The organism is Vreelandella halophila (assembly GCF_009856365.1).
Taxonomy (GTDB): domain Bacteria; phylum Pseudomonadota; class Gammaproteobacteria; order Pseudomonadales; family Oleiphilaceae; genus Halospina; species Halospina utahensis_B.
Genome location: NZ_WMEX01000001.1, coordinates 70,098 through 83,350, shown reverse-complemented (window position 1 = coordinate 83,350; position 13,253 = coordinate 70,098). Strand labels below are relative to the sequence as shown.

10 protein-coding genes are annotated in these 13,253 nt (G+C 65.5%); 5 read left to right on the top strand and 5 right to left on the bottom strand.

From position 1 onward, the window contains the following. From GLW01_RS00365 to GLW01_RS00355, 3 genes are read right to left on the bottom strand one after another with little or no spacing between them, the layout of a single operon-like run. On the bottom strand, nucleotides 1–1,101 hold the full coding sequence (locus GLW01_RS00365) for a PilW family protein (protein ID WP_160898099.1): 1,101 nt from the start codon (nucleotides 1,099–1,101) through the stop codon (nucleotides 1–3). Beyond that, complete coding sequence (pilV, locus tag GLW01_RS00360; RefSeq protein WP_151441218.1) at nucleotides 1,101–1,559, bottom strand: type IV pilus modification protein PilV; 459 nt, start codon at nucleotides 1,557–1,559, stop codon at nucleotides 1,101–1,103. Before pilV ends, GLW01_RS00365 begins: the two co-directional genes overlap by 1 nt. Beyond that, nucleotides 1,556–2,074, bottom strand: a complete 519-nt coding sequence (locus tag GLW01_RS00355; protein WP_151441217.1) for a GspH/FimT family pseudopilin — start codon at nucleotides 2,072–2,074, stop codon at nucleotides 1,556–1,558. Before GLW01_RS00355 ends, pilV begins: the two co-directional genes overlap by 4 nt. Before the next feature lie 179 nt (nucleotides 2,075–2,253). Between GLW01_RS00355 and GLW01_RS00350 the strand changes: the two genes are divergently transcribed. From GLW01_RS00350 to GLW01_RS00330, 5 genes are all read left to right on the top strand, one after another. Then, entirely contained in the window at nucleotides 2,254–5,235 is a 2,982-nt protein-coding gene (locus GLW01_RS00350) for a hybrid sensor histidine kinase/response regulator (RefSeq protein WP_160897714.1), read from the top strand. Then, the gene (locus GLW01_RS00345) at nucleotides 5,222–7,000 is read left to right on the top strand and encodes an EAL domain-containing response regulator (protein ID WP_160897713.1); all 1,779 of its coding nucleotides are present in this window, start codon (nucleotides 5,222–5,224) and stop codon (nucleotides 6,998–7,000) included. The genes GLW01_RS00350 and GLW01_RS00345 overlap by 14 nt, the downstream gene beginning before the upstream one ends. 162 nt (nucleotides 7,001–7,162) lie before the next feature. Beyond that, nucleotides 7,163–7,606, top strand: a complete 444-nt coding sequence (locus tag GLW01_RS00340; protein ID WP_160897712.1) for a copper chaperone PCu(A)C — start codon at nucleotides 7,163–7,165, stop codon at nucleotides 7,604–7,606. 15 nt (nucleotides 7,607–7,621) lie between these two features. Beyond that, entirely contained in the window at nucleotides 7,622–8,146 is a 525-nt protein-coding gene (locus GLW01_RS00335; RefSeq protein ID WP_151441213.1) for a DUF2489 domain-containing protein, read from the top strand. A 58-nt stretch (nucleotides 8,147–8,204) separates the two neighbouring features. Beyond that, nucleotides 8,205–9,761, top strand: a complete 1,557-nt coding sequence (locus tag GLW01_RS00330) for a sensor domain-containing diguanylate cyclase (protein ID WP_160897711.1) — start codon at nucleotides 8,205–8,207, stop codon at nucleotides 9,759–9,761. On the opposite strand, the gene GLW01_RS00325 is transcribed toward GLW01_RS00330, so the two are convergent. Both GLW01_RS00325 and recG read right to left on the bottom strand, forming a co-directional pair. Further along, nucleotides 9,729–11,096 (bottom strand): HDOD domain-containing protein, encoded by a 1,368-nt coding sequence (locus GLW01_RS00325; protein ID WP_160897710.1) that lies wholly within the window; start codon nucleotides 11,094–11,096, stop codon nucleotides 9,729–9,731. The two genes, GLW01_RS00330 and GLW01_RS00325, sit on opposite strands and share 33 nt — an antisense overlap. Nucleotides 11,097–11,172: 76 nt before the next feature. After that, nucleotides 11,173–13,251, bottom strand: coding sequence for an ATP-dependent DNA helicase RecG (gene recG, locus GLW01_RS00320; RefSeq protein WP_160897709.1), 2,079 nt, complete (start codon nucleotides 13,249–13,251; stop codon nucleotides 11,173–11,175). Nucleotides 13,252–13,253: the final 2 nt, after the last annotated feature.

The following is a 13,253-nucleotide window of genomic DNA, read 5'->3' as shown; positions in this document are numbered from 1 at the left end:
TCACTCCGTCAGCCGGTTGCGGATGGTCATCGACGTCGAGTACACCCGGTAGAGGTGGCGGTCCTGCGCACTGACCAGGCCTTCGCCGCTGTCGGTGCAGTCCCGCCATGCCGGGAAGCAGAAGGACTGCGGCTCCTCGGTCACTTCCCCGCCCGGCGAGCGCACCAGAAGGCTGATGCGCAGCCCGATGGCCTCATCGAGAACGGATTCATCGCCGCCCTGCGCAGGGGGCGCCTCCCAGGCATCAACCGCGTCATCACCGTCCGTATCCAGGCCCAGCCGTACGCGCATGGCACGCACCCCGGAAACCACCTCGCGCGGCGGGCCGAGCTCAGCCGTGGTGCTACCACCGCCGCCCGGACCACCACCGGTCGTGGTTCCGGTGATCTCCTGGATCATCAGTGAGTAACGGCCCTCACCCTGCTCAGCAACGAAGAAACGCTGGGTGCTGACGCCCATCATCCGGGCGCCGGCGCCCGGGTCGGTCTGCAGCTGGTTGTTTCTGTTACCCGGGGTCACATTGGCACTCGGCTGGTGGCGGACCTGGTGCTGCTGCACGGATGTCGCCTGGAAGATCTCGCCACCCCCGCAGTCTGCGACCACCATCAGATCCCCGGGCTTGAAGTAACGCGTCAGGTCGCGCCCGGAATCACTCCTCAGGCCGCCACTGTTGCTGGCCGTCGCATCCACCCGGGCGGAATCGCCGCCCTTCGCGCCACGGAAAACCAGCACATGCGAATCCGCCACGGGGTTGAGGTCATCCATATCGTCCATGGGGCCGCTGTAGACGCCGAGCCCGCGGCTGAAGTCAAAAGCCACGGACTGGCCGTTGCCCGCATTGAGGTTGCTCTCCAGTCCGGAGGCATCCTGGAGACACCCCCAGTAATCAGTGTTACGCCCCGCCCGGGACAGAAACTCCACGGCGATCCGACCGGTTTCCTGGACCTGGTTGGTAGCCTCGGCCAGCGCGAACGTCTGGCGCTGGCCGACAAAGATCTGGACGATCGCCATCAGCACCAACAGTCCCAGAACCATGGCGATCATGACCTCCACCAGGGTCATGCCGCCCTGCGCCTTCATGCTGCCGGCCTGCCCGGGCATCAGCCGTTCTCCCGTGCGGTTGCATCCAGTCCGTACTCAGTACGCTCGCGCTCATCCTGGCTGAAATCCTGGGAATCCGGGGCCGCGCGCTCCAGCCAGCTCACCTGCACCCGGATATCGGTGCCATCCACACTGATCAGGCCACGCCCGCCGGGCAGCCCGTTCGCGACGGCGCGGCACCAGTTGTTGACCTCATTCGCCACGAAACCGCTGCCACCCGGTAAGCTGTCCGCCGCGCAGCTGTTCCCGGTAACCTCAAACGCTTCACGATCCTCCGGGGTCATGCGGATCCGCTCAATCATGTCGCGCACGTGCAGTCGCGCCTGGGTACGCAGGTCCGCCTCCGTGGACGAACGCAGCGCGTGCAGCTGGAGCCCGGCCACCCCCAGGATCCCAAGCGAGAGCAGCAGAACGGAGATCAGCACCTCCAGAAGGGTCAGGCCACGCTGGTGTCTCATGCCCCGTCACACTCCCCGCGCTCGATGGTCGTGGTCTCGATCTGGCCACCCAGGTTGATCCGCACTCGCCGGCTGTCCGAGGGCGTGATGCTGTTGCACAGCACAAAGTCCACTCGATCCGCATTGAGCAGGTACCCTTCCGGGCTGAAACCAAAGGCGTCCTGGGTGGCATCGGCGCCGTCAACACTGACCTCCAGTCGGCCATCGATGGTGCTGACCGCCCTGAGGAACACTGTCTGTTCCAGAAACTCCTCCGGAGCGCCGACAGTGGCATGGATCCCGTTCTGCCACGCCGTGGTGCCGTTTTCACCCACTCCGGGAGAGATCCAGACGGTGCGGTTGCGACGTATGCCCTGGACACGGGCTTCGTTCAGTACCCCCACCATGGCGTTTGTGGTGGCCGTCAGCTCGCTGGACGCCATGATGCTGCGGCTGACCGGAATGGCCATACCCAGAATCAGCGCCATGAGAGCCATGGTCACTATGAGCTCGATCAATGTCAGACCCCGCTGCACCCGGCCTCCTTACAACAACGGATCACGTGGCACTTTGCCCTGATCTGACGTTATCAAGGTGTGGTAGGGGAGGAATTGGCCGAAACGGCCACGAATGTAAAAGATTGAACAAAAATTCAGCGCAAGCAGACAGACAGCCATAATGATGAACACAGCATCCGCGTCAGAGGTGGGGAGCCATGGCTACGCCGTATCCCGATGAGAACAGTCGGCTGGCCGCCATTGACCGGCTTGGCCTGATGGGCACGGCCCCGGAAACGGCCTATGACCGGCTGACGGAACTGGCCCGACACCTCTTCGGCACACGCCTCGCCCTGATCACCCTGGTCGGAGCCGAGCGCCAGTGGGTCAAATCCTGCTCGGGAGCGGATCCCCTCACGGACAGTCCCCGTGAGGAGAGCTTCTGCACTGAGCTGATTGCCGACAACGCGCCCCTGATCTGTGAGGACGCCTCTCTCGAGCCCCGCTTCCGGGACAAGCCTTTGGTCCGCGGCGAGCCGGGCATCCGGTTCTACGCCGGCATTCCACTGCGCCCTGAAGGCGACGCCATCGTGGGCAGCCTGTGCATCCTGGATGTTGCCCCGCACAGCCTTTCCGAATCCGACCAGTGGACACTGACGCGCCTGGCCCAGCAGGCGGAAGAGCTGCTGCGCTTCCAGCTGGCGCGACGGGAGCAGGAAAAGGAGCACTACCAGGCGCTGGTCTCCAATGCCCGCTACGGGGCCCTGATCGCCGGCGCTTCCGTGGGCATCATCCGCGTCAACAGTGAGGGCCTGATCCAGGACGCCAATCCTTTTGCCCTGTCACTGCTCGGTCATACCGGAGCCAGTCTCCAGAACCTCTCCCTGCAGCGGGTCCTACCGGAGTTCCACCTTGATCACGCGGACCAGCCGCAGATCACCCGGGAGACCGGCGCCCTGACCCGGAACGGAGGCGGCGTGCCGGTCCAGGCCACACTGAACCGGGTCTCGCTGGCGGACGACAGCAGCAGCGAGTTCATGGTGGTGCTCACGGATCTCAGCGACATCCGTGAAGCCGAAGCGGAATCCCGCCGGGAGCGGGCCTTTCTGCGCTCGATCATCGATGCGAGCCAGGACCCGATCTATGTGAAGAATCGGGAAGGGACCTATCTGCTGGCGAATAAAGCCAGCGGGATCCTGGCACGGGAGCTGGGCCAGAATCAGGTTGAAGGCCTGACCGCCCGCGATCTCTACCCGCAGGAAATCCTTGAGGAGGCCGAGGCGGCCAATGAACGGCTCCTCGCCACGGGGCGCCCGGAGGCGCTGACATTCAACAACTCCGACGGCCGCTGTTTCCGCATCAGCAAGGCGCCCCTGTTCGACGCCAATGATGCCATCCACGGCATTGTGAGCGTGGCGCACGATGTGACCGAATACCTGCAGATGAACGAGGCACTGCGTGAACGTGAACGCGAACGGGACCGCCAGAGCCAGCTGCTTCAGGTATTGCACCGGGGGCTGACCGACTACGAGGCCCTGATGTCCGGCGACCGGCTCTGGACCTTTCTCCTGGATGCGCTCAGGGAGCTGACCGGCAGCGACTACGGCCTGATCGGTGAGGTGATCACCAACGAGCAGGACACACCTGCGCTCAAGATCCATGCCATCACGGACCTGTCCTGGAGCCCGGAATCCCGGGAACTCATGGAGCAGCTGCGCGCCGGCGACATGACACTCAGCACCCCGGACAGCCTGCTGGGCAAGGTCTTTGCCCACGGCGAGACCATCATCTCCAGCGCCCCCATGCAGGACAAGCGGGGCGCCGGGCTGCCCGAGGGCCACCCGCCGCTGTACAGTTACATGGGCGTGCCCATCCGCCACAACGGCGAAGTCATCGGCATGTTCGCGATCGCCAACGGGGCATACGACTACGACGACGCCGTGCTGGAATGGCTGGAGCCGTTCACCGCCACCTGTGCCCTGCTGATCAACCTGAGCCGCCACTTCGAGGAGCGTGACCGTTTCACCCGGGAACTGGCACAGGCCCGTGACCAGGCCGAGAAAGCCAGCAGGGCCAAGAGCCACTTCCTCTCAGCCATGAGCCATGAACTGCGCACGCCGCTGAACTCCATCCTCGGCTTCGCCCAGCTTCTGGAGAACAGCCAGCGTTCCCACCTGGACGAACGCCAGCAGCGCCAGGTGGGCCAGATCCAGCGCAGCGGCCAGCACCTGCTGGAATTGATCAACGAGATCCTGGACCTGGCGCGCGTGGAATCCGGGCGCATCCAGCTTTCCATGGAAGCGCTGTGCAGTGGCGAAACAGCCCGGGAGGCACTGGACACCATCGCCGGTATGGCGGAAACCCACGGCATCGAAGCCCACCTGCACGGGCAGCCCAGCCAGTGGCCGCGGGTGCATGCGGATTTCACCCGCCTCAAGCAGGTGCTGCTCAACCTGATCTCCAACGCTATCAAGTACAACCGCCCCGAAGGTCAGCTGCGGCTGTTCTGGACCCTTGAGGGGGACTGGGCGGTGCTGCACTGTGAGGACACCGGCATGGGCATCGACACCGGCAAACTCGAGCAGCTGTTCAACCCCTTTGACCGGCTCGGCGCGGATCACAGCATCGAGGGCACCGGCATCGGGCTCGCGCTCACCCGCCGCCTGGTCGAGGCCATGGGCGGCTGGATCGACTGTGTCAGCGAACCCGGCGTGGGCTCCGACTTCCGGGTGCATCTGGCGCTTGCGGAAACACCGGCCACAGACGCGACGGACCCGGAGGAAGCCACAGCAGCAGCAGCCCGGCCCGAGAACCAGAGCGGCCGGCGACGCATCCTCTATGTTGAGGACAACCCGGCCAACCAGCGCCTGATGCAGGAGGCCTTCGAGGAGTACACTGAGCTGGAGCTGGTCTGTGTGCACAGCGCGGAACTGGGCCTGGACATGGTCCGCTCCCAGCTGCCGGACCTGGTCTTCATGGACCTCAACCTGCCCGGCATGGACGGGGAAAGCGCCCTGGGCGAACTGCGGGACGATCCCGTCACCCGCCCCATCCCCGTGGTAGCGGTTTCGGCCAACGCCATGCGGGAAGACATCCGCCGTGGCATGGAGTCCGGTTTCGTGGATTACCTGACCAAGCCGGTGGACATGAACTACCTGTTTGAACACCTGGACGAGTGGATCCGCAATGACCCGGAATAACCCCATCGGGGAGACCCAGACCCCACACGCCGATGCGACCATCATGGTCGTCGACGACAACCCGGCGAACGTGGAACTGCTCTGCGAGATGCTGGAGGATGCCGGTTACAGCAACCTCATTGGCCTCTCGGACCCGAAACAGGTTGAGCCCCGGTGTGAGCGGGCACTGCCGCAGCTGATCCTGCTCGACATCCGCATGCCCGAGCCGGACGGCCACAAGCTGCTGCGGCGCCTGGTGGAACGCTGGGAGGACCAGTGCCCACCAGTGATCGTGCTGACCGCACAGACCGATGAGGAGACCCGGGACCGGGCCCTGGGGGCCGGCGCCCGGGATTTCCTGACCAAGCCCTTTGACCAGCGCGAGGCACTGCAGCGCATCCACAACAGCCTGAGCAGCCATTCCCAGTATCTCGAGCGGGTCTCCGAGGCGCGCACGCTGGAACAGATGGTGGCGGAGCGGACCCGTGAGCTGGAACGACTGGCGCTCCAGGAGCCGATCACCGGGATGCCCAACCGGCGCGCCATCCTCGCCGGTATGGCGGAGCATCTGGAGCAGGGTGACACACTGGCGGTGGCCTTCATCGCCCTGAGCGACCTGGAGGAGATCGCTCACCTGCACGGCTACCCCGCCATGGAGCAGCTGCTGCGGTTGGTCGCGCGCCTGCTTAACCGCAAGCTGGAAGAAGCGGAGGTGGGGTGCTGGGGCAACGCCGAGTTTGTCTGCTTCCGCCGGGAACACGGAACAGGGCGGCAACTTGAACAGGACCTGGTCGCCGTGGTTGAGGAGCTGACCCGCACTTTCCAGATCGGTGACCTGCGCCTCAACACAGGCCTGCGCATCGGCATGAGCCGCAGCGACCGGGACGGCAACGACGCCGAGCAGCTCGTGCGCTACGCGGCCCTGGCACTGCCGCGGCACGATGGCACCGCTATCCGCCAGTTTGATGCCAGCCTGGAACAGAGCCTGCGCCGACGCGGCGAGATTGAGCACGAGCTGCGCAATGCGGTCAGCAACCATGAACTGTCACTGATGTTCCAGCCCAAGATCAATCTCGCCACGGGCGCCCTCGCCGGTGCCGAGACCCTGCTGCGCTGGTACAATCCGCGCCTGGGTCAGGTCTCGCCCGGCGATTTCATCCCCCTGGCCGAAGGCAGTGGTGAGATCCTGACCCTGGGGCGCTGGGTGCTGGAGGAGACCATCCGCCAGACCGCTCAGTGGTACCGGGCCGGCCTCACCGGTGGCCACTGCCGTATGGCGGTGAATGTGGCGGCGCGCCAGCTGACGCGCCCGGACCTGGCCGAGGAGATCCTGGCACTGCTGACGGAACACGGCCTGCCCAGCCACTGCCTGGAAGTCGAGGTCACCGAGTCCGGCCTGATGGAGGATATGGAGCAGGCCCGCCGGCAGCTGAAGCAGCTGGCCGATGCCGGGGTGAGCGTTGCCATTGATGATTTCGGCACCGGCTACTCCTCCCTGGCCTACCTCAAGGACCTGCCGGTGAGCACGCTCAAGATCGACCGCACCTTCATCAACGCCATGGGCGAACACCAGCAGGACCAGAACCTGGTTCGCACCGTCATCGCCATGGCCCATAATTTCGGATGCGCCGTGGTGGCGGAAGGCATCGAGGCGCCCGATCAGGCGCGGACCCTTCTGGAGCTGGGATGCGAGCTGGCCCAGGGATTCTGGTTCGCCCGCCCCATGCAGGCGGCACAGTTTGAACAGATCTGCCGGCAGCCGCCGGACTGGCACTTTGGAGCCTGAACAATGACATCACTGCTGAACACCGTAGGAGCGAGCCCTGCTCGCGATCACCACAGGCACCCTTACAACGTAGGAGCGAGCCCCGCTCGCGATCACAACGGATACCCCTGGCATAGTCGGTCCGAAAGTATCGCGAGCGAGGCTCGCTCCTACAGTAACGGTATGCTCGCGTTTCTGGTATTGATGCTGGCGGCGGGCGCCAGCGCCGCCTCCGCGGAGATCCGCATCGAGACCCCCTGGGCCCGCGCCACCCCGCCCGGGATCGACCGGGGCGCCGGTTACATGACACTGCACAACGACGGCAAACAGGCCCGCACCCTGACCGGCGGAACAGCGGACTGGGCGGACAGCGTCGAGATCCACGAATCCCGGGAGGTGGACGGCCAGATGCGGATGCAGGCCCTGCCCGAGGGGCTGACACTGGAGCCGGGCGCGGCGGTTGAACTCGCGCCCATGGGCCTCCATCTCATGATCAAGGGGCTGGATGAGCCACTGACCGAAGGCGACACAAGGTCGCTGACCCTCGAATTCCGCAACGGCGAAACCCGTGAGGCCCAGCTGGACATCCGGGCCCCGGACGGCACAGCCGGCCATAACAGCCACTGATCACCAGGAGTCATCATGCCCCAGAATATGCAATGGATGCTCATCATTGCCGGCCTCATCGCCATAGCCGGCCTGAGCCTGTACATCCTCCGTAAGGGGCGTCGCCTGCGCCAGCACCAGCGCGCGATTGAGCGCACACGGGCACTGCAGGCCGAGCGCCGCGAGAGCATGATCGAGAGCATCCGCATCCTCGCCATGACGCTCGAACAGGAACAGGTTGAGCCCTCCGAGGGCTGCATCCGCATCAAGGGCCTCCTGGACCATGTGGAACCGGAGCTGCTGAACCACCGCCCCTACGACGTCTTCCAGACCATCTACGAGAAGACGGAACACATGCCCACCCACGAGGCACGCAAACAGGCCGACCCCAAGCTCATACAGCGCCTGGACCAGGAGCGGTTCGCACTTGAGGCGGAGCACGCCGAGGCCATCCATGAAGCCGCGCTGGCGATCCGCTACTACCGCTTCGACGGCAGTGTCAGCGCCTCCGCCGGTGAGCCACGCACCGTTGACCCGGGCCGTTCAACACTGCATCCATGACACCCCGCCCTAACTGACCTATGCTTGCAGAAAGCACACTTCCCGGAATGGGACACTGATGGAAACCGCCCTTTCCCAGCTTGCGCACTCTGTTGCCTCGGCGGTCTCGCTCGAGGGGCTCGTCCGGCCCATGCTGGATCTGATCCAGCAGGCAACCGGGCTGGACTCGGTCTACCTGACCATGTACCGGCCCGAGGATGACTCCCAGGAGATCATCTACGCCCGTAATACGGGTGCACTCACGCTCAAGGAGGGCCTTCGCGTCCCCTGGCAGGACACCCTGTGCCGGCGCGCCCTGACCGAAAACCGCCTGCTCACCCAGGATGTACCCAATACCTGGGGCGACTCCCTGGCAGCCCGGCGCCTGGGCATCCAGACCTACGTAACCGTGCCCGTGCGCCGGCTGGATGACGGGCTTCTGGGCACCCTCTGCGGCGCCAGCTCCCGGAGCGTGGAGATCGCGGACACCAGCCTTGCCACGTTGAGACTCTGCGCGGACCTCATCGCGCACCAGATCACGCGCGAGGAACACGCCCACAGCGTCCGCCGCCAGGCACTGGAGGCGGAACAGCAGATACAGCGCATGGGGCTGATCTCGGAGGTAAGCCGGCTCTGCCTGTCCGCCTCCCGGCTTCATGACGCCGTGGCCGCAGTAGCGGCCAGACTCGAACACTCGCACCTGTGGGAGAGAGTGATTCCGCTGTACCTGAGGGATGACGGCCACGCCCGGACCCTGGGCGAGAAGGACCCGGAAGCGACCCGGCTGGCGGATGCCCTGATGGAGGCCAATCCCGAGCACCTCGAGGGCATGCTGCACAGTGACCACGAACACCTGATATTCCCTCCGGAGGACATGCAATGGGTCCGCGAGCAGCGCCGCCGTGAGGCGCTTCCCGAGGATGGCGATGCCGCCCTTCTGGTGATCACGTCGGACGAGAAAGCCGAAGCTGCTATCCTGATCCTCTCCGCCCACGACCTGAACCGTTCACCGGATGAGCGCCAGCTTCTGAACAGCGTTGCCAATGCGCTGTCACTGCTGGCGAATCGGCTCCTGGACCACGCCCGCCTGGAAGCGGCCAATCTCGAACTCAAGCATAACGCCCTGCACGACACCCTCACGGGCCTGCCCAACCGGCGCTATCTGATCCAGGAACTCGAACGGCTGCTCGCACAGGCGCAGCGCGTTGACGGTGCCGTTCACGTTGCCTTCATCGACCTGGACGGTTTCAAGCGGATCAATGACACCCATGGCCACGAGGTCGGTGATGAATTCCTGCGCCAGTTCGCGGTGCAGCTGCGCAACCTTTCCCGCATGGGCGACATGGTGGCGCGCTACGGGGGTGACGAGTTCGTGTTCGTTGGCAAGCCGGGCGCGGGCGGCGACCCCGCGCACGAACGCAGCGTGATCAGTGAGCGGCTGCGCACGGGCACCCGTGGCACCTACGAACTGGAGAGCACCACTATCGAGTACAACGGCCCCAGCGTCGGCGTCGTGACCTGGCGGGCCGGAGACGTGGCGGATGCGGACGTGGTGCTGGCGCGTGCCGACGAGGCCATGTATGCGGACAAACAGGCGCGCCGTTCAGCTCAGCATACCCGCCATACTGGCGACTGAATCACTGTTCTCCACCAGGATGTCCATTTCCTCGGCCACCCGGCCGGGCGCCACATTGAGGCGTTCATAGAGGGCCTCCGGAACCGGGAGCTCCGGCCCCAGACGCACCCCGCGCTCCACCAGCAGCGCCCGCGCCAGGTAGAGTGCGTTGGCGTAGGCTGAATGCTCACCCGCGTAATCCGGGTTCTTCTGGTGGCGGATTGCAGTGACCACCTCTTCCGGCATGTTCCACAGATCCATCAGCACACCGCCGATCTGCTCACGCGTAATGCCAATCAGATGATGCTCCACCAGTTCATGGGGCACATGGGCGTTCACTTCGGTGTAACGACAGATCAGCGAGAAATGCGGTGGAAAGACATGGGCCAGGACCAGGTAGCCGAAGTTGTGCAGCAGCCCCGACAGATAGGTCAGACCGAAAGTGGGCCGCTCGCGCCTGGGCATGCAGCTGATGATCACGCTCACCGCCTGGGCTATCCAGATGGCCTGGGTCCAGTAGCCGATGAACCCCTCGGGCTGATCCGTGGGCTGTTTGAGTGTACGCCCCAGGGACAGGCCCATGGCCAGGTTCATCACCAGATCAAACCCGAGCACTCTCTGGATGGCATCGTAGATGGAATTCACCGGCGTATGCGACGCATAGAATGAAGACGAGGCCCAACTCACCACCTGGGCCGCGAGGCTTGGGTCGTTCTCCACAATATCCGCCAGATCCCCGATCTCGGCGTTGGGCTTCATGCGCAGGTGCAGGATGCGCTGGGCCGTCTCCGGCAGCGGCGGGATCTCAAGGGTGTCGTCCAGGCGCTGCTTGATGCGCAGGCCGGTGAAGCTGTGCAGCGCCTCGCGCAGCTGGACCTCGTCCTGTTCCGGTGACAGATGGTTGACCGCGATGTCCGTTAGCGGGCGGGAGATGGCCAGCCAGCGCGCGCCACCGAGCAGTCGCCTGTAGTCATCCATGGCCAGCGCCAGATCCTCTTCCCCCTGACCGCTGTAGAAGCGTGCCTGCTCGAGTTCAGCGATCCGGTTGTCCACGGCCGTCTCAAAATGGGTCATTGCCGGCAGGGGCGGAATCTGGCGAACCTGGTACTTCTGGCGCAGGCGCCCCATTTCGCGCAGGGGCAGCCCCCGCAGCTCCCGCGCCAGCGCCTGGTTCAGGTGGTCGATGTCGAGCAGGCTGTCGTCGCGGAAAAAGGCCTGGACCCGGCCCAGAGCATCAGCCAGCACCGCTGTCCGGATGCGTGGTTCGGCAGCAGGCTCCCTGCTGTTAAGGCTTTCCGGCGTAAGCCCGCCCTCGTCGGTGCGGAGGAAGGCCTCCAGGTGTCGCGGTGTGGTCATCGGTACGTCCTGTCCATATCAAGCGTTTTTCAGGGGCCGGGATTACTGCTTTCTGTATCCGTTCCGGAAGGATACCTCAGACATCCCCGTACCGGATACGCTCCCCCAGCCATCGATCGATCAGTGCGGCCACCCGTTCCGGTTCCGGCAGCAACCGGGGTCCGATCCGGTGCACTTCCTCGAGCCAGCCGGCGTCCTGCTCCCAGTCCGCGAGACGGAACCCCATCAGCCCGGTCTGACGGGTGCCCAGAACCTCGCCCGGACCGCGGATTTCCAGGTCGCGCTGGGCGATGGCAAAGCCGTCCTGGGTCTCGCGCAGCGCCTTCAGACGGGCCTTGGCGGTGTCCGACAGCGGTGGGTGGTACAGCAGCACGCAGTAGCTGGCCCGCTCGCCACGCCCGACCCGGCCACGCAGCTGGTGGAGCTGGGCCAGGCCCAGACGCTCCGGGTTCTCGATGATGATGAGCGTGGCCTCGGGCACATCCACGCCCACCTCGATCACGGTGGTGGCCACCAGAAGGTCGATCCGCCCTTCCTTGAAGGCCTCCATCACCTCCGCTTTCTCCGCCGCCTTCATGCGCCCGTGCACCAGCCCCACGGTCAGCTCCGACAGCTCCGCCTGGAGCTGCTGCGCGGTGTCTTCGGCAGCCTGGCACTGCAGGGCCTCGGATTCCTCGATCAGGGTGCAGACCCAGTACGCCTGGCGGCCCTCGGCGCAGGCCGTGCGTACCCGCTCCACCACATCGCCCCGGCGCGAGTCCGGCAGGGCGATGGTCTCGATGGGCTGGCGACCCGGCGGCAGTTCATCGATCACGGACGTGTCCAGATCCGCATAGGCGCTCATGGCCAGCGTGCGGGGGATGGGGGTGGCGGTCATGATCAGCTGGTGGGGCACCGTCTCCGCATTGGCGCCCTTCTCCCGCAGGGCCAGGCGCTGGTGGACGCCGAAGCGGTGCTGTTCGTCGATGATCGCCAGCGCCAGCCGGTTGAACACCACCTCCTCCTGGAAGAGCGCGTGGGTGCCGATCACCAGCGGGCACTCGCCACTGGCCAGCTGCGCCAGGACAGCCTGTTTCTGTTTTGAGCGGCTCTTACCCGAGAGCCAGCCCGGCTCAATGCCCAGGGGCGCCAGCCACTCACGGAAGCTCAGGTAATGCTGTTCAGCCAGGATTTCGGTGGGCGCCATCAACGCCACCTGGGCGCCGGCTTCGATGGCCTGCAGCGCGGCCACGGCGGCCACCACCGTCTTGCCCGAGCCCACATCGCCCTGGACCAGGCGCAGCATGGGCACCGGCTGGGCCAGGTCGTGGCTGACTTCCTCGGTCACGCGCCGCTGCGCGCCGGTGAGCTCGAATGGCAGGGCATCGAGGAACCCGGAAACCAGGCGGCCATCATCGGTGTTGAGCGCCAAAGCCTGCCAGGACTGAACCTGGGCGCGGAGTTTCAGGAGGCTCAGATGATGGGCCAGCAGTTCCTCCATCACCAGCCGGTCACGGGCCGGATGGCGCTGCTCCATCAGGGCGGCCAGGTCCGCACTCGCCGGTGGCTGGTGCAGCATCCGCAGGGCCTGGTTGATCTCCGGTAGCTGGTACTCGCCGAGCACGGATTCCGGCAACCATTCGCGCACCGGGTGGCGTTCCAGCATGGCCACCGCCTGCTCGCACAGGCGCCGCAGCCGGGGCTGCTGGATGCCCTCGGTGAGCGGGTAGACCGGGGTGAGCGTGGCCTCGTCGCCGGTGGGCAACGGCCCCGGGTTGGTCTGGTATTCGGGATGGTAGATCTCGAGCCCGGCCCGTCCGGGGCGGATCTCGCCAAAGCAGCGCACGCGGGTGCCCGGGGCGAACTGGCGCTGCTGGGCGGCACTGAAATGGAAAAAGCGCAGGGCCACGAAACCGCTGCGGTCACGGAGGGTCACCTGGAGGCTGCGGCGCCGCCCCTGCACCACGTCCGCACTCACCACCTCACCTTCCACCACCCCGGAATCCCCCACCCGAAGCTGGCCCATGGGCAGAACACGGGTGCGATCCTCGTAGCGCAGGGGCAGGTGGAACAACAGGTCCTGAAGGCTGGTGATCCCCAGACGCTCAAGGGTGGCGGCCAGTTTACTGCCAACCCCCTTGAGCACGGTCACATCCACTGTGGCCGGATCCGCCATAA

Bases quoted from the DNA above. Each gene is read 5' to 3' on its own strand.
- GLW01_RS00365 (WP_160898099.1), bottom strand. From the start codon at position 1,101: ATGCCCGGGCAGGCCGGCAGCATGAAGGCGCAGGGCGGCATGACCCTG.
- pilV (WP_151441218.1), bottom strand. From the start codon at position 1,559: ATGAGACACCAGCGTGGCCTGACCCTTCTGGAGGTGCTGATCTCCGTT.
- GLW01_RS00350 (WP_160897714.1), top strand. From the start codon at position 2,254: ATGGCTACGCCGTATCCCGATGAGAACAGTCGGCTGGCCGCCATTGAC.
- GLW01_RS00345 (WP_160897713.1), top strand. From the start codon at position 5,222: ATGACCCGGAATAACCCCATCGGGGAGACCCAGACCCCACACGCCGAT.
- GLW01_RS00340 (WP_160897712.1), top strand. From the start codon at position 7,163: ATGCTCGCGTTTCTGGTATTGATGCTGGCGGCGGGCGCCAGCGCCGCC.
- GLW01_RS00335 (WP_151441213.1), top strand. From the start codon at position 7,622: ATGCCCCAGAATATGCAATGGATGCTCATCATTGCCGGCCTCATCGCC.
- GLW01_RS00330 (WP_160897711.1), top strand. From the start codon at position 8,205: ATGGAAACCGCCCTTTCCCAGCTTGCGCACTCTGTTGCCTCGGCGGTC.
- GLW01_RS00325 (WP_160897710.1), bottom strand. From the start codon at position 11,096: ATGACCACACCGCGACACCTGGAGGCCTTCCTCCGCACCGACGAGGGC.
- recG (WP_160897709.1), bottom strand. From the start codon at position 13,251: ATGGCGGATCCGGCCACAGTGGATGTGACCGTGCTCAAGGGGGTTGGC.